This window comes from Cupriavidus sp. GW823-FHT06D04, assembly GCF_058795055.1.
This window is the reverse complement of sequence record NZ_JBXAHL010000008.1, coordinates 104,208-119,127: the sequence shown is the minus strand read 5'-3', so window position 1 is coordinate 119,127 and position 14,920 is coordinate 104,208. Positions and strand designations below refer to the sequence as shown.

16 protein-coding genes are annotated in these 14,920 nt (G+C 69.7%); 7 read left to right on the top strand and 9 right to left on the bottom strand.

Features of this window, described 5'->3' with window-relative positions; all coding sequences use genetic code 11:
* Positions 1 to 198 precede the first annotated feature (198 nt).
* The 5 genes from AC1Q7H_RS13365 to AC1Q7H_RS13345 form a co-directional block, all read right to left on the bottom strand.
* Positions 199 to 1,638: an acetate kinase gene (locus tag AC1Q7H_RS13365; RefSeq protein WP_492378469.1), complete on the bottom strand. Its 1,440-nt coding sequence runs from the start codon at positions 1,636 to 1,638 to the stop codon at positions 199 to 201.
* Between the two features lie 76 nt (positions 1,639 to 1,714).
* A complete protein-coding gene (locus AC1Q7H_RS13360; protein WP_492378468.1) occupies positions 1,715 to 2,572 on the bottom strand; it encodes a flagellin in 858 nt (285 codons plus the stop codon).
* Positions 2,573 to 2,582: 10 nt separating this feature from the next.
* Positions 2,583 to 3,281, bottom strand: a complete 699-nt coding sequence (locus tag AC1Q7H_RS13355) for a C39 family peptidase (protein WP_492378467.1) — start codon at positions 3,279 to 3,281, stop codon at positions 2,583 to 2,585.
* Positions 3,278 to 3,715, bottom strand: a complete 438-nt coding sequence (locus AC1Q7H_RS13350) for a hypothetical protein (protein WP_492378466.1) — start codon at positions 3,713 to 3,715, stop codon at positions 3,278 to 3,280. The genes AC1Q7H_RS13355 and AC1Q7H_RS13350 overlap by 4 nt, the downstream gene beginning before the upstream one ends.
* A 183-nt stretch (positions 3,716 to 3,898) precedes the next feature.
* The gene (locus tag AC1Q7H_RS13345; RefSeq protein ID WP_492378465.1) at positions 3,899 to 5,413 is read right to left on the bottom strand and encodes a hypothetical protein; all 1,515 of its coding nucleotides are present in this window, start codon (positions 5,411 to 5,413) and stop codon (positions 3,899 to 3,901) included.
* Between the two features lie 722 nt (positions 5,414 to 6,135).
* Here AC1Q7H_RS13345 and AC1Q7H_RS13340 point away from each other — a divergent pair.
* The 4 genes from AC1Q7H_RS13340 to AC1Q7H_RS13325 all read left to right on the top strand — a co-directional run bounded on the left by AC1Q7H_RS13340 (position 6,136) and on the right by AC1Q7H_RS13325 (position 9,924).
* Positions 6,136 to 6,921 (top strand): GntR family transcriptional regulator, encoded by a 786-nt coding sequence (locus AC1Q7H_RS13340; protein ID WP_013951772.1) that lies wholly within the window; start codon positions 6,136 to 6,138, stop codon positions 6,919 to 6,921.
* Between the two features lie 110 nt (positions 6,922 to 7,031).
* Positions 7,032 to 8,072 (top strand): tripartite tricarboxylate transporter substrate binding protein, encoded by a 1,041-nt coding sequence (locus AC1Q7H_RS13335; RefSeq protein ID WP_013951771.1) that lies wholly within the window; start codon positions 7,032 to 7,034, stop codon positions 8,070 to 8,072.
* Positions 8,069 to 9,355 (top strand): 3-isopropylmalate dehydratase large subunit, encoded by a 1,287-nt coding sequence (locus tag AC1Q7H_RS13330; RefSeq protein ID WP_013951770.1) that lies wholly within the window; start codon positions 8,069 to 8,071, stop codon positions 9,353 to 9,355. Before AC1Q7H_RS13335 ends, AC1Q7H_RS13330 begins: the two co-directional genes overlap by 4 nt.
* 47 nt (positions 9,356 to 9,402) lie before the next feature.
* A complete protein-coding gene (locus tag AC1Q7H_RS13325) occupies positions 9,403 to 9,924 on the top strand; it encodes a LeuD/DmdB family oxidoreductase small subunit (protein ID WP_013951769.1) in 522 nt (173 codons plus the stop codon).
* 7 nt (positions 9,925 to 9,931) lie between these two features.
* On the opposite strand, the gene AC1Q7H_RS13320 is transcribed toward AC1Q7H_RS13325, so the two are convergent.
* Complete coding sequence (locus tag AC1Q7H_RS13320) at positions 9,932 to 10,627, bottom strand: phosphoribosyltransferase (protein WP_436224488.1); 696 nt, start codon at positions 10,625 to 10,627, stop codon at positions 9,932 to 9,934.
* Positions 10,628 to 10,923: 296 nt separating this feature from the next.
* Here AC1Q7H_RS13320 and AC1Q7H_RS13315 point away from each other — a divergent pair, with 296 nt between their 5' ends.
* Positions 10,924 to 11,112, top strand: coding sequence for a hypothetical protein (locus AC1Q7H_RS13315; protein WP_041228500.1), 189 nt, complete (start codon positions 10,924 to 10,926; stop codon positions 11,110 to 11,112).
* Here AC1Q7H_RS13315 and AC1Q7H_RS13310 read toward each other — a convergent pair.
* Entirely contained in the window at positions 11,091 to 11,990 is a 900-nt protein-coding gene (locus tag AC1Q7H_RS13310; RefSeq protein ID WP_492378464.1) for a LysR family transcriptional regulator, read from the bottom strand. The genes AC1Q7H_RS13315 and AC1Q7H_RS13310 overlap by 22 nt on opposite strands.
* A 178-nt stretch (positions 11,991 to 12,168) precedes the next feature.
* On the opposite strand from AC1Q7H_RS13310, the gene AC1Q7H_RS13305 reads away from it, so the two are divergent.
* Positions 12,169 to 12,627: a nucleoside deaminase gene (locus tag AC1Q7H_RS13305; RefSeq protein WP_080569576.1), complete on the top strand. Its 459-nt coding sequence runs from the start codon at positions 12,169 to 12,171 to the stop codon at positions 12,625 to 12,627.
* On the top strand, positions 12,620 to 13,882 hold the full coding sequence (locus AC1Q7H_RS13300; protein WP_013951764.1) for a cyanate transporter: 1,263 nt from the start codon (positions 12,620 to 12,622) through the stop codon (positions 13,880 to 13,882). The genes AC1Q7H_RS13305 and AC1Q7H_RS13300 overlap by 8 nt, the downstream gene beginning before the upstream one ends.
* Here the strand turns inward: AC1Q7H_RS13300 and cynS are convergent.
* Together cynS and AC1Q7H_RS13290 are read right to left on the bottom strand one after the other, a co-directional pair.
* Positions 13,876 to 14,319, bottom strand: coding sequence for a cyanase (gene cynS / locus AC1Q7H_RS13295; RefSeq protein ID WP_041228499.1), 444 nt, complete (start codon positions 14,317 to 14,319; stop codon positions 13,876 to 13,878). The two genes, AC1Q7H_RS13300 and cynS, sit on opposite strands and share 7 nt — an antisense overlap.
* 88 nt (positions 14,320 to 14,407) lie before the next feature.
* Positions 14,408 to 14,545: a hypothetical protein gene (locus AC1Q7H_RS13290; RefSeq protein WP_013951762.1), complete on the bottom strand. Its 138-nt coding sequence runs from the start codon at positions 14,543 to 14,545 to the stop codon at positions 14,408 to 14,410.
* Positions 14,546 to 14,920 lie beyond the last annotated feature (375 nt).

The following is a 14,920-nucleotide window of genomic DNA, read 5'->3' as shown; positions in this document are numbered from 1 at the left end:
GCCGCACCACCGGTGAGTTTGAACCTGGTAAGAAAGTACCGCTGGCGGCGCGGGGATATTTCTTTGTACGCCGTTCAAGGGGCCAGCGCAAGGCGCGATTCCGTACCTGCGCACCCTGGCCGCGGATGTGATGCGCACGCGTAGCCCCGCACATGCGGGGCACGCGTCACGTCAGACGAAAATGCGCAGAAAGGCGCGTCAGAAAGTGATCGGCAGGCGCAGATTCACCTGCAGGTCGGGGGTGTCGCGCGTCAGCCCCGCCCCCACTGAAAGGTTCAGCGTGTAGCGGTTGTTGAAGCGGTACGAATAGCCCACCAGCAAGGTGCCCTGGGTCACGCGCACCGAGCCCGGCACGGTCTGGCCGTTCTGCTTGGTCGGCCAGATGATGGCCTGGTCATAGCCGATGCTGAACGACGCCTTCTCATTGAGCGACAGGCCCATGCCAAAGCTGAACTCGAAGATGTCGCCCGGGGCGATCTTGCCGAGATTCTCCTTCTCGCCGTTCAGCACGGTGCGGCTCACGTTGTCGCGCGCAAAGTTGTGCAGGTAGCTGAAGGTGCCGAAGAACACCGCCGGGTCGGTCGGCAGCAGCCAGGTGACGCCGGGCTGGATCGCCTGGAAGCCGGTGCCGGTGGGCAGCCCGAGCGGCAGGCCGGTGCCGGTGGCATTGCCCACGCAGCGCGTCACGCAGTCGGTCACGACCTCGAACGGGTCCGTGCCGGTATTGGACTTGTAGCGTAGCCAGCCGACGAAGTACGGTATCTTCTCGTTGCCGTAGTTGAGCTGGTAGCGCACCGTCGCCTCGACGTCGCCGATGCCGCTGCCGCTCGCATTGAACACCCTGTCGACGGCCGTGCCGGTGAAGACCTCGCGGCTGACGGTCTGGCCCGATGAATGCACGTAAGGCACCTTGGCTTCGATTTCCAGCCGCTTGGTCAAGCCGTAGCGGAACGCGACCGACGGGATGTAGGTCGAGGTCTTGACCTCGCGCACATCGACCAGGCCGATCAGGATGGCCGGGATGACCGTGTAGCCGACCAGCGCGACGCGGTTATTGGACGAATAGCCGTACTGGAAGCCGGGCTCGATCACCAGCTTGCCCTGGGCGGTCAGCACGCCGGGCTGGTCGATGATCGGCGCGATCTCGGGCGGACGGCGGTCTTCCTCCGGCGGGCGGCCCACGGGTTCTTCCAGGGCCACGGTCTTCCCGTCGGCGGACTCGCCCGCCTGCGGACCCTGGGCCATCTCCTGCGGCGGCTGGAGAATGATCTGCTGCGGGTTGTTGACCGCGTTGGGCGCTGACTGGGTGGCGCTGGCAGCGGCCGCCGCGGTGGCGGCGTTGGTGGCGTTGTCGGACGGCGACACGCCGGGCCCCGCGCGCTGGCCGCCGCGCTTGTTGGCCAGCACCTCGGTGCCGATCACGTTGCGCAGTTCGCGGATCACCGCCTCCTGTTCGGCCAGCGCCCGCTTCATGGCGTCGAGCTGGGTGGCCTGTTCGGCGAGCTCCTTCTGCAGTGCTTCCAGTCCGGCTGCGGGTGGTCCCGCGTCCGGCGGCGTCTGGGCCTGCGCCAGGCCGCCGAGTAACAGTAACGTCGAGCATCCCGCATTGCGAATGCCCTGCATCGACCGCTTCTTCATGACGTCTTCCTCCCCCGGGACGGCAGACTGTTCTTGCAGGAGCCTGCGACCTGTACTGCCCGATGCCTCGCTACGACTACCTCATGCTTGCGGCCCGCATCAGCGCGCCGTTAAGCGCGGTGTTGGCCAATTGAGACCGGAATGCCTGCAGCGTATTCACGCTTGCGTCGATTGTCATCAGGCTCCGGATGCTCTGGTTGTTCAATGTGTTCTGGATCACCGTCGCGGGCGTACCCGCCAGTGATCCGACCGCGGCCGCATTGCCCGGGCCGTTCTGGATCACGTTCAGCAGCCCGTTGCTCACGACCTGGCCGGTGGCCGTATTCACCACCGTCACGGGCAAGCCGGCCGCACCGCTGGCGCCCGAACTGGCCCCGGACGCGCCGGTACTGCTGGCCGATGCGCCATTCGCCGCCGAGGTGGCGCTGCCGCTGGCGCCATCCGCGCCTGCCGTCACCGGATTGGCCGCCAGCGCGTTGGCGACCGCAGCATTGGTGCTGGCAACGATGGCCGGACCCAGCGTCGAGGCAAGCCGCGCAGCCTGGTCGGCGGTGATGCGGCTGACATCGGGGATGTTAATGCTGGTGGCAACCACCAGGGCCCCGTTGATGTACACCGCGCGTTCGATACCGAACGAAACCTGCAAGCCCGGCACTTCGAAGCCGCCCCGCATGTCGTCGAGTTTTTCGTGTGCCACCGGTTTCCAGCCGGCCATGCTGCCGCGTGCGGCAGCCAGAGGGTTTTGGTCCTGCCCGTCGCTCGCAGGCATGATCTCCTGCGATGGAAGCGCCGACGCGTCGAGGGCGTCGGGCTGTGGCAGCATGGTGGCCTGCGCCGTGCCGGCACAGGCCAACCCGGCGCCGAGCAGCATCGCCGCGGCCGCATGACCGGCGCTGCGAGGGGCTGCTGGGGTCGGGAAGGAAGTCTGCAACATGATGCGTTCCTCAAAAATCGCCCGCGCCATGCTTGGGCATGACGGTGAAGAACAGGCTATCCCGGTTGACTCCCATCCAGTAAGGGCCGCTGGGCGCCACGCGCCAGTCGGCTGCAAGGTTGAACCGCGCCCGTTCGGTGCGGTTATGGATCACGAAAAGCAGCTGGCTGTCCCAGATCTGCTCGAAATGCTCGCGTGACAACGCACGCGTGCCGCGTGCGGGATCGCCGATCAGCACGCGGTCGCCCTTCACGCCCTTGACCACCACGAAATGGTGGTAGCCGTTCTCCACGATCAGCACGATGGCTGGCACCTGCGTCTCTTCCAGCTTGGACAGCGGCAGCTCATAGCCGTCGGCCTCGTAGCCGAGCGCAGCCAGGAAGCGCTTCATGTCGAGCAGCGAGAACCCCTCGGCGCGGATCTTCTGCTGGTCGCCGTTGAGGTACATGTTCTGGAAGACCGTGGCCTCGTTCACCGGATGGCCGTACTGGTAGCTCAGCAGCGTGGCCACCGCGGCCGAGCCGCAGCTGAAGTCGTACTGCTGCCGGATCGTGGACTTGAAGCGCGCCTCGCGCACGCTCGTGACCCGGACGTTGTAGGGCTCGCCGACCGGCCCGTAAATCACGGTGTCGGCAGCCTGGGCACACGGAACGCCCCCCGCGGCCAGCACGAACGGTAACGATGCCAGCAGGTTTCGCAGCGGCTTCATTGCTTGAACTGAACGTTGACGATCGTGGCGTTCTGGATCAGTACGTTGGAGCCCGAGTTCTGGATCGCGGTGGGAATCCCCGTCGCATTCGAGAAGGCTCCGTCCGTGATGTTGTTCGTGCCGGACAAAATATTGACCGCGGCGTTGTCGGCCACGGTGCCGTGCAGGCGCATATCGTTGACTGTGACTTCGGCGCCGCCACGGATGTCATCCAGTTTAGACACGGGAACAGCTTTCGCCACCCCTCCGAACAAAGAGGTTGCGGCCGCCGGCTGCGCTGTGGTGGTTGCCGCCGTGTCTGGCGCTGTGCCAGAGGCAGCGCGCGCTGCTGCCATGGTGGCGTCCAGCCCTGGCGGCTCAGCGTGCGCCTGCAGCACTGGCCAGGCGAGTAAGACCGTCGCGAATGCCCCGACGGCGAAGCGGACCGATTGCATGGTGTCGTCTCCCCTTGCCTGCTGGCCGCCCCCATCCGGGCGGCCGCCAGGCAATCAGGCTTGCATGGGCATGACAGGACCCGCGCGCCCGCACACAGGATGCGGGCGCCGGTCCTGCCGGCATGAGTGCGAGCTGCCGGTCCGGCCCGGGCACAAGGCCCGGGCCGGACCGTGGCTGCGCCCTTACCGGTTGCCGCCGACCTGCAGGTTGGCCTGAACGTTCACGCTTTGCTGCACGAGCGAGGCAGCGCCGCTGTTCTGGTTGGCCATCATGATGCCCGCCGCCGTCTGACCAACGCTGGTCATGGTGTTGGACATATTGAAGGTGCCCGCGTCGACATAGTTGTAGCCGCCAGCACCACCCGCGCCGCCGACTGCGCCGTTGCCGGTGCCGCCAGTGCCGCCATTGCCGACGCCGCCGGCGCCGCCGGCGCCGCCTGTAGCACCCACAGCACCGTTGCCGGCCGTGGAGCTGCCATTGGATGCCGAGCTCGATGCGCTGCCGTTGGTGGCCGAACCGCCAGCGCCACCCGCGCCGCCAACGCTGGCTTGCGTGCCGCCTGCTCCGCCAGTGCCGGATGCCGCGCCCGCCGTTGCCGTCGAAGTCGCCGCGCCGCCTGCGCCACCGCCACCGCCGGTGCCGGTGCCATTGCCGCCGGCTGCGCCTGCGCTCGCCGTTCCGGCACCGCCCGTACCGCCAGTCGCGGTACCTGCGCCGCCCGAACCGGAGCCCGCACCAGCCGTGTTGGTACCGGTCGCGGCACCGCCTGCGCCGCCTGCGCCGCCAGTCGTGGTGTCAGTACCCGCACCGTTGGCATTGCCACTGCTGCCACCCGAGCCGCCGGCCGAACCTGCCAAGCCGCCCAGGGCACCGCTGGCACCCAGGCCACCACCGCCGATCGCGCCGGCACTGCCGCCGCGGCCGCCGGCGCCGAGCGATGCGCTCAGAGCGCCGCCGCCCTTGCCATAGGCATCGCCACCGCCGCCGCCCTTGCTGCCCGCTGCGGAGAGCGCGCTGCCGCCATATGCCTTGCCGTCACCGCCACCGCCGGCCCAGCCAATCGCCTTGCCGCCGGCGCCGCCATCACCAGCCGTGGCGCTACCGTTGGTGGCGTTGCCATTGGTGGCGCTGCCGTTGACAGCGCTGCCACCGGAGCCGCCGCTGCCGCCGGCACCGCCGTTGCCGCCATTGCCGCCGTGCCCGCCTTCGCCGGTACCGCCATAGCCGTAGCCGCCGCGACCGCCGGCTGCACCATTGGCGTTACCCGAGTTGGTGGCGTAGTTGCCAATCGGGCCGATCGTGTTGCCGGAAACCGTGCCATTCAGCTTGCTGATGGCCAGTGCCTTGCTGGTGTTGAAGGCGTTGCTGACGCTGGAGGTTGCGCTGCCGCCGTTGGCGCCGGCGTTGCCTACGCCATGGTCAAAGTCGATCTTGCTCTTGTTGTTTGAGTTGGTCGTGGTCTTGGTCTTGCTAACGCCAACCGTGGTGGTCTTGGTGTTGGTGCTGCTGTCATTGGCCTGCACCGCGGTCGAATTTTCGTTCGCCGCCGCACCGCTGCCACTCTGCGTCGAGTTCGCTGTGGCGGTTTGCGTGTTGTCGCCGCCACCTCTTACCACGTCGTTGTTATTGGTCGGATTTGCCCAGGCCTGTCCCGCAAATGCCATGGCGATAGCCGACGCCAGTAAGGTCTTTTTCATACGAAGCTCCCAGGAGAATTGCACAGTGTCACAGCGGCTCAGCCTCCGGCCGGCGCTCTTGCGAGGAACAACGGCTGGAGGTTCAGGTCCGGCACCCAGCCAAACCAGACTCCCCCTGCGCATAATCGGTGCCAGCCGCGCCGCCTGCGGCGCCAACTCCTTGTATTACAAGGCCTGCCCGGCACTCTAACGGGAACTTTCCGCTGACTTGCGCGATCGCTAGCGCCCTCGTCGCTGTGCACGGCAGACGACATGTCACACTGCTGTGACACGGCCACTCCCAGCCCACCTGAGGGGGGGCCGGAGTGGTCAGAAAACGCCTTATTTTTCAGTGCCTTATGCAGGCAGTCAGGATTTGCCCGAGGCGCGACCGTACGTATCGGGACTGAAACACGACGCCGAGGGTGCCGTCACCGCCGCCCGTGTCAGGCATCCCACATTGCAGCAGCAGCCCCGATGTCATGTCCTCGCCGCCCGGCACAAGCCCGGTCCGCCGCGCCGGCCTGGTCCGCCCAGCAACGCATGCAGCAGCGCCGAACCGACTTCACCCGCACTGGCGCAATCAGCCAAGGGGCCTTGGCGGAGACGGGATGCGTCACCGCAACACTGCGCCGGCGACGTTGTTCCGCAAGCGCCACTGCGGCTATCCATGCTAGGCTCTATGTCTGATTTAAAGTACATTAGAGGCATTACAGACTTGTCATCTCTCCGCAAGGGAAACCATGAGTGAAGCCGTCGTTCCCCTGTATCACCAGATTTACGTCGTATTGCGCCAGCAGATCGTGGAAGGCCGCTTCGGCCAGGGCCCCTTGCCGGGCGAGATCGACCTGGCCAAGCAGTTCCACGCCTCGCGCGTGACCATGCGGCGCGTGTTCGACCGCCTGGTGCAGGAGGGACTGGTGCGCCGCCACCGCGGGCTTGGCACCTTCGTCAATCCGCATCCGGTACGCCCGGCGGCGGCGGCCGGCGAGGAACGCGGCACCAGCCTGCTCGACAACATCATCGACATGGGCCAGAAGACGTCGGTGAAGGTGATCTCGATCGACGAAGTCCATGCCACGCCCGACGTGGCCGAATCGCTGCAGATCGAGCCGGGCGATCCGGTGGTGAAGATCGTGCGCGTGCGCCACTACCGCAACCGGCCGCTGTCGCACATCACGGTCTACCTGCCCGCCGACCTGGGCCGGCCGATCACGCGCCAGTCCCTGGAAGAGCGGCCGGTGCTGCGCCTGCTGGAGGCCGGCGGCGTGAAGCTGGGCCGTGCCACCCAGGTGCTGTCCGCGCGCCTGGCCGACGTGGTGGTGGCGCCGCTGCTGGACGTGCCGGTAGGCGGCGCGCTGCTGGCGGTGCGCCGCGTGGTCAAGGACGCGGCCGGGCGCCCGGTGCAGCTGCTGCTCGGCCAGTACCGCCCGGACCGCTATGAATACCGGATGGAGTTGTCGCCGGCCGGCGTGGACAGCGCCAACGTCTGGGTGGAAAGCGAAACCCGCCCGGGCCTGCGCGACTGACCCCGCGGACCGCCGCCGATTTCCCGCGGGCGGCGCTGCCAGGGATGCGCCACGTAACGTTCCGGGCGATACTGCGCATCTCTGATCACATCAAGCGAGGAGCCGTCGCCATGCCAGTGTTCCGCCTGGTCCCGTCCAGCCCGACCCGTTCGCCTTCGATCCCCCGCCGCGCCGCGGTGCAGCGCCTGGCCATGGCCAGCCTGGCCGCGTGCGCGCTGGCCCTGCCGCTGTCCGCCGCCGCCCAGGGGCATCCTCAGGTGGCAGGCGGCAAGCCGATCCGGATCCTGGTGGGCGCGCCCGCCGGCGGCACCACCGACACGCTGGCGCGCACCATCGCCCAGGAAATGTCCCAGGAGCTGGGCCAGCCGGTGGTGGTCGAGAACCGCCCCGGCGCCGGCGGCAATATCGCCGCCGACCTGGTCGCCAAGAGCGCGCCGGACGGCAGCACACTGCTGATGAGCTTCACCAGCCACACCATCAACGCCACGCTGTACAAGAAGCTGCCGTTCGACCCGGTGCAGGACTTCACCCCGATCACGCTGGTGGCCACCGTGCCGAGCGTGCTGGTGGCCACGCCGAAGCTGGCGGCCAGCAACGTGCCCGAGCTGATCCGCCTGGCGCGTTCCGAACCGGGCAAGCTGAACTTTGCCATCGGCTCGGTGGGCTCGTCGCTGCACATGGCTGGCGACATGTTCAAGATGATGACCGGCACCTACATCGTCAATATTCCGTACAAGGGCACCGCGCCCGCGCTCACCGACGTGCTGGCGGGCCAGTGCGACCTGATGTTCGCCAGCACCATCAACGTGCTGCCGCACGTGCGCGCGGGCAAGCTCAAGGTGCTGGGGGTGACCAGCCCCGCGCCGCTGCCGCAGTTCCCGGGCGCGGCGCCGATCGGCGCCACCGTGAAGGGATTCGAGTCGAGCGCATGGTTCGGCCTGTTCGGTCCGGCCGGCATGCCACACGACGTCACCCAGGCGCTGTACCAGGCCGCGCGCAAGGGGCTGGAAACACCTGCGGTGCGCAAGCGCCTGGAGAACGACGGCGCGCAGCCGATGGGCACGACGCCCGAAGCCTTCGCCGCATTCGTGAAGCAGGACGTCAAGCGCTGGGCCGCCGTGGTCAAGTACTCGGGAGCCTCGCCGGAATGAGCCACACCCCCGCCACGCTGGCGCAGAAGCTGGTGGCGCGCGCCGCCGGGCTGGCGCATGCAGAGATCGGCACGGTGGTGATCTGCCGGGTCGACCTGGCGATGTCGCACGACTCCAGCGGCCCGCGCCGCGTGGCGCCGCTATTGCAGGAGCTTGGCACCGGCGTGTGGGACCCGTCGCGCTACGTGGTGGTGACCGACCATTTCGTGCCGGGCGGCGATGCCCAGGCCGAGTCGATCCTGCGCTTCACGCGCGACTGGACGCGCCAGTCCGGCGCCCACTTCATCGACGCCGAAGGCATCTGCCATGTGGTGCTGCCCGAGCGCGGCCATGTGCTGCCGGGCCGCCTGATTGTTGGCGGCGACAGCCACAGCCCCACCGGCGGCGCCTTCGGCGCCTATATGTTCGGCGTGGGCGCGACCGAGATGGCCGGCGTGCTGGCCACCGGCGAGATCTGGCTGCGCGTGCCCCATACCATCCGGCTGCAATGGGACGGCCAGCTTGCACCGGGCGTCTGCGCCAAGGACATGATGCTGTTCCTGTGCGCCACGCTCGGCATGGGCGGCGGCCGCTACGAGGCGCTGGAGTACACCGGCAGCGCCGTCGCCGCGCTGCCGATGCAGGAGCGCATGACGCTGGCCAATATGAGCGCCGAGCTCGGCGCGCAGACCGGCCTGGTGGCGCCCGATGCGGTCACGCTCGGCTGGCTGGCCGAGGCCGGCGTGCCGGCGCAGACGCTGGCCGCGATCGACCTGGCCCACTGGCGCACCGACCCCGACGCGCCGGTGCTGGCCACCCACCGCTTCGACGCCGCGGCACTGGTGCCGCAGGTGGCGGCGCCGCACTCCCCGGCCAACAGCGCGCCGGTAGGCCAGGCCGCCGGCGAGCCCGTGCAGATCGCCTACCTGGGTGCCTGCACCGGCGCCAAACTGGAAGACCTGCGCATGGCCGCGCGCGTGCTGCGCGGGCGCCACGTGGCCGCGGGCGTGACCCTGCAGGTGGCGCCGGCCTCGCGCCGCGACCAGCTGCTGGCCGAGCAGGAGGGCACGCTTGGCATCCTGACTGACGCCGGCGCCACGTTGCTTCCCAACGCCTGCGGCGCCTGCGCCGGCTATGGCGCGGCGCGCTTCCCGGCGGGCAGCCGCGCGATTGCGTCGACGGCGCGCAATTTCTCCGGGCGCATGGGCGACGTCGGCAGCGCCGTGTGGCTGGGCTCGCCGATGACCGTGGCCGCCAGCGCCGTCACCGGCCGCATTACCGATCCCCGCACCCTGCTGGAGTAACGCTGCGGGCCTGACTTAGTGCCCGCCTGGCGGGACAGACTTCTTGCATGACCTCTGCTATCGCCCCCGCCCCCGCTGGCCGCCTCTGGCGCTTCGGCGACAACATCGACACCGATGCCATGGCCCCCGCCGTGCTGATGAAATCGCCACTGCCGGTGCTGGCCCGGCATTGCCTGGCCTCGCTGCGCCCGGAGTTTCCCGGCAGCGTGCGCGCCGGCGACGTGCTGGTGGCGGGTGCCAACTTCGGCATCGGCTCCTCGCGCGAGCAGGCGCCCCAGGCACTGCGCGAACTGGGCGTGGGCGCCGTGGTGGCGCAGTCCTTCGGCGGGCTGTTCTATCGCAATGCCATCAACCTGGGCCTGCCGGTGCTGGTCTGCGCCGACACCAGCCGCCTGGCCGACGGCGCGCACGCGGTGCTGGACCTGGCGTCGGCACAACTGCGCCTGGACGACGGTAGCCTGGTCGCGTGCGAGCCCATCCCTGACTTCCTGCGCGCGATCCTGGCCGCCGGCGGGCTGGTGCCGCACCTGAAGGCGCGCCTGGGCAAGGGCCAGGCGGACCAGGGCTGAGCGAACCTCAGCGCGCAGGCGGCGCCGCCGCCGCGCGCAGCAGGGCCAGCGCCTCTTCGTCGCTGGTCTGGGAGAAATCCAGGTAGAACGCGCCAACCGCGCCGAAACTGGGTGGCGTGTTCAGGCAGATCACCTCGTCGGCCGCGGCCGACAGGCTAGCCAGCCCCTCCCCCGACCCCACCGGCGTGGCCGCCACCACGCGCGCCGCCCCGGCCATGCGCACGCTTTCAAGCGCGGCGCGCATGGTGGCGCCGGTGGCCACGCCGTCATCGACCACGATCACCGTGCGCCCGGCGCGCGCCGGCACCGGCGCACCGCCGCGATAGCGCTGCTGGCGCCGCGCGATCTCGTCGAGCTGGCGGCCGCGCTCGGCATCGAAGCTGCCGCTTTCCACGGCGCGCCGCGCCCAGGGATCGTCATTGACCACCGTGTGCGGGCCGCCGCCGCCGGCATCGCCCTCCACCACCGCGCCCAGCGCCAGCTCGGGATAGCCGGCAGCGCCGATCTTGCGCACCAGCAGCACATCCAGCTGCGCGTCGAGCGCGCGCACCACCTCGAACGCGACCGGCACCCCGCCGCGCGGCAGCGCCAGCACCAGCGCGGGCTGGCCCAGTTGTGCGGCGCCGAAACCCAGCTCAGCCAGGCGGCGGCCCAGGTACAGGCCAGCCTCGCGGCGATCGGCAAAGCATGGTGGCATCGACATGGCACGCTCCGAAAGGTCAGCGGCACTCGGGCCGCGCTGGCCGCAACGCAAGCGGCGCAGGCAACCCTCAGCCAAATATAGACCCTGCCGCGCACGGCGTTGGCACAAGTCGCCGGCGGCACCCAGGCGCGGGCAACGCCGGGCAAGTCGCCCCGATTGGGCCCGATTGCGCAACAGTGTGTTCAGGCTGGGGTGGCTGACTGCGCCGCGCTGCAGCATTAGGATGGCTGCACGCGTTGACAACGCCGATCCGCAATTTCCGGGTGCAGTGCCCGGCCCTTGAGAATGAGCCTGACATGACTTCGCCATCCAACCCCCGCGCCCAGCTTGCGCGCCCCGACCACCAATCCGCCCCCGAAGCCGGCCCCCTGGCCGCGCCCGACATCCCGTTCGGCTCGCTGGAAGCCGCGGCGATGGCCGAGCTGCCCTACACCTTCCGCCCGGCCGGCACCTGCACCCGCTACTACAACGAGTTCTTCGGCTGATCCGGCGGCTCGCCCGGTCCCATCACGGTCTCGCATAGCGCGGCCAGCCGTGCGGCCATGTCGCGCGCCGCGGCCGGCAGATCCGGCTGCGCGTGCAGGCTGAGCTCGACGTCGGGCACCGCGGCGGGCCAGCCGTGGTCCTCCAGCACCTGGTGCTGGGCCGTGGCCAGGCGCCGCGGCAGCAGCGTCACGCCCAGGCCGTCGGCCACCGCGGCCAGGATGCTGGCCAGGCTGGCACTGACAAAGGCCACGCGCCAGCGCCGTCCGCCGGCGTCGAGCGCGTGCGTCATCTCGCCGCGGTACAGCCCGCCCACCGGAAATGCCACCAGCGGTACCGGGTCGCGCGCCACCGCCGGGCGGCCGCGGCTGTCGATCCAGCACAGGGGCTCGGGCCAGCTGGCCAGCCCCGGCGCCTGCCCGACCCGCTGCTTGACCAGCACCAGGTCCAGTTCCCGGTCCTGGAAGCGCTGCCACAGCTCATGGCTCATGCCGCTGGTCACCTCCAGCCGCATGCCCGGCCAGTCATCGGCAAACCCGGCCAGCACCGGCGTCAGCGGCCGCGCAGCAAAGTCCTCGGGCACGCCGATGCGGATCTCGCCCTGGCCAGCGCTCTGGCGCAGCTGCCCCACCGCCTCGGCCATCAGCTGCTGGAGGCGGCGCGCGTAGCCCAGCAGGCGCTCGCCCTCGGGCGTGGTGGTGACATAGCGGCCGCCGCGGTCCAGCAGCACGCAGCCGAGCTGGTCTTCCAGCCGGCGCACCTGCTGGCTGACCGTAGACTGGGTCAGGTGCACGCGCTGCGCGGCGCGGGTAAAACTGCCGCTTTCCGCCACCGCGACAAAGCTCTGCAGCAGCACGGGATCGAGGCGAGGGTCGTGCATGGCCGGTTTATCCATTGATTTTTCCACTGCCGGCGATTTCATCATTTAATTTCCCAATTACCAAGCCCCCGCGTACAGTTGGCACGCTGCCCCGGCCCGCGCCCTGCAGCCGCCGGGAACGCCCCTCAAAGACCCATGCCGCCCTGTTCGAGAGCATGCACTCACTTCTTTGCCAACCATGACCACTCACCAGGAATTCATGCGCGAGGCGATTCGCCTTGCAGCGGCCAACCGTGACCGTGGCGCGCGCCCCTTCGGCGCGGTGCTGGTGCTCGACGGCGAGGCCGTCGCCACCGGCGTCAACGACATCGTCCACAGCCACGACCCCACCACCCATGCCGAGATGGAGGCGGTGCGCGCCGCCGCACGCAAGCTGGGCCGTCCCGACCTGCGCGGCAGCGTGATCTACGCCAGCGGCCACCCCTGCCCGATGTGTCTGGCGGCGATGACCATGGCCGGCGTGCAGGCGGTCTACTACGCCTTCGACAACCAAGATGCGGCGCCCTACGGCATGTCGAGCGACGCCGCCTACCAGGCGCTGCGCCTGTCGCTGAACTCGCCGCCACTGCCGCTCACGCGGGTGCCGGTCGATCTCTCTGCGGCGCAGCTCTACGGCCCGCGCGCGCCCCGTGGCTGAGGGCGCGCGCGGCGCCAACGGCAGCGCGGTCCGCAACATCCGCACCACCCCGCGCTGGCTGGTGCTGGCCGCGGTCGCCGGCATCGGCCTGAACCTGCGGCCGTTCCTGACCGCGGTGGGGCCGCTGGCCCCGGCCATCCGCACCGGCACCGGCCTCAGCTACCAGGGCATGGCCTGGCTGACCTTGCTGCCGATGCTGCTGATGGGTGTGGGCGCCTTCTTCGGGCCGGCCATCCGCGAACGGCTGGGTGCGCGCGCTGCGGTGCTGGGCGCGCTGGCCTTGCTGGGTGCCGGCTGTGCGCTGCGGCTGGGCGTGGCGGACGGCACCTGGCTGATCGCCTCGGCCGCGCTGTGCGGGCTGGGCGTGGCCGTGGTGCAGGCCGCCTGCCCGGGCCTGGTCAAGCAGGAATTCCCGGGGCGCGTGGCGCCGGTGATGGGGCTGTACTCCGCCGCACTGATGGGCGGCGGCGCGCTCGGCGCGCAGCTGTCGCCCTACGTGACGGCGCTGGCCGGCAGCTGGCGCGATGCGCTGGCGCTGTGGGCCATGCCCGCGCTGGCAGCCTTGGCGCTGGCCTGGGTGGCGCTGCCGCGCGCCGCGGCGCGCGGCCCCGGGGTACCGGCAAGCCGCCCGGCGGGGGCAACTCGCGCGCTGTTGCGGCGTCCGCGCACCTGGCTGCTGATGGCTTGCTTTGGCGTCATGAACGGCGGCTATGCGTCGCTGGTGGCGTGGCTTGCGCCGTTCTACCAGGACCACGGCTGGAGCGCTTCGGCGAGCGGGTCGCTGGTGGCGCTGATGGCGGTGGCGCAGGCCGCCGCGGCACTGCTGCTGCCGGTGCTGGCCGCACGCAGCCTGGACCGCCGCGCCTGGATGGCGCTGGCGCTGGCCATGCAGGTGGCGGGCTTCGGCGGACTGGCGCTGTGGCCCGACGCCGCGCCGCACGCGTGGGCCGTGATCGGCGGCGCCGGCCTGGGCGGCTGCTTTGCCTTGTACCTGGTGGTGGCGCTGGACCACCTGCCGGACCCCGACAGCGCCGGCGCGCTGAGCGCCCTGATGCAGGGCGGCGGCTTCCTGCTGGCGTCGCTGGCGCCCTGGATCACCGCCATGCTGCACGAACGCACCGGCGACTTCGCCGCCGGCTGGTGGTACCACCTGGCCTGCGCCGCGCTGGTGGGCGTGCTGACCATGCGCCTGGACCCGGCGCGCTATGACGTGTCCTTTGCGCTGCCGCCCGTGCGCGCAGTCGCCCCTCAGTAAGTCTTGTAGGGCAGGAACTTGCCCGACATCTCGATGCGCACCCGGTCCCCGTTGGGATCGGGCTCGCGCTGCAGGTCCATGCGGAAGTCGATCGCGCTCATTATGCCGTCGCCAAACTCTTCATGGATCAGCGCCTTGAACGTGGTGCCGTACACGCTGATGAGTTCGTAGAAGCGGTAGATCAGCGGATCGGCCGGCACCTGCGTCGGCAGCGAGCCCTTGTACGGCACCTCGCGCAGCCAGGGCTCGGCCTCGGGCGGCAGCCCGAACGCCTCCATCACCGCGCGCGCGCCGGCGGCGTCGAATGCCATCTGGCCCAGGCACGCCGCGGTTGTCCATTCCTTGCTGCGGCCGACGCGCTCGGCCACCTGCGCCCAGGTAATGCCGCGGGTGACCTTGGCTTCGATGATGAGGTCGGTGACGTCGCTGCGGTTCATGCTGACTCCATGACAGTGGTAGGTTGGATGGAACCACTCGGACTGCCACGGCGGCAGGGTGGTCATACCACCCCGGCGTCAGCCCATGTCAGCGTGTCAGCGCGGGTTCGATGATGGCCGCGGCGTCCACGGGCGCCATCTCCTGAGGCAGCGCGAACAACGCCGCGGCGGGCGGCGACAACCCCTGCAGCCATTGCAGGGCAAGCACGATGAGCATGACCGGCATGACGCCTCCTTCAAGCACACGAGGCCACTTCCGACTGGTATAGCCCATGGCGCAAGCTTCATGCCATTTCCGCCCCACTGAAATGCGCGCCTGAAGTCCCGTGACGGCACCACGATGGCGCCGTGACGCTACCAGTACGCCCTTCACCGGGCCATGCCGAGGCATCGCGCACCATCGCGGCGTACCCGTTTCTGCGTGCCCAGCCAGACCGCCCACAAAGCGTGCAACGCCCGCGCCGGGGCCCATTGCCTTGCGAGAATTATTTCCGGTGTAACGTCACATTACCTCCGACCCGGCACGCGAACACCACGCCATGGGCCTGCCGCCATGCGCGCAATGCCTTGATACGCAAGGGCTTCCGGGATGCCGCGCGCT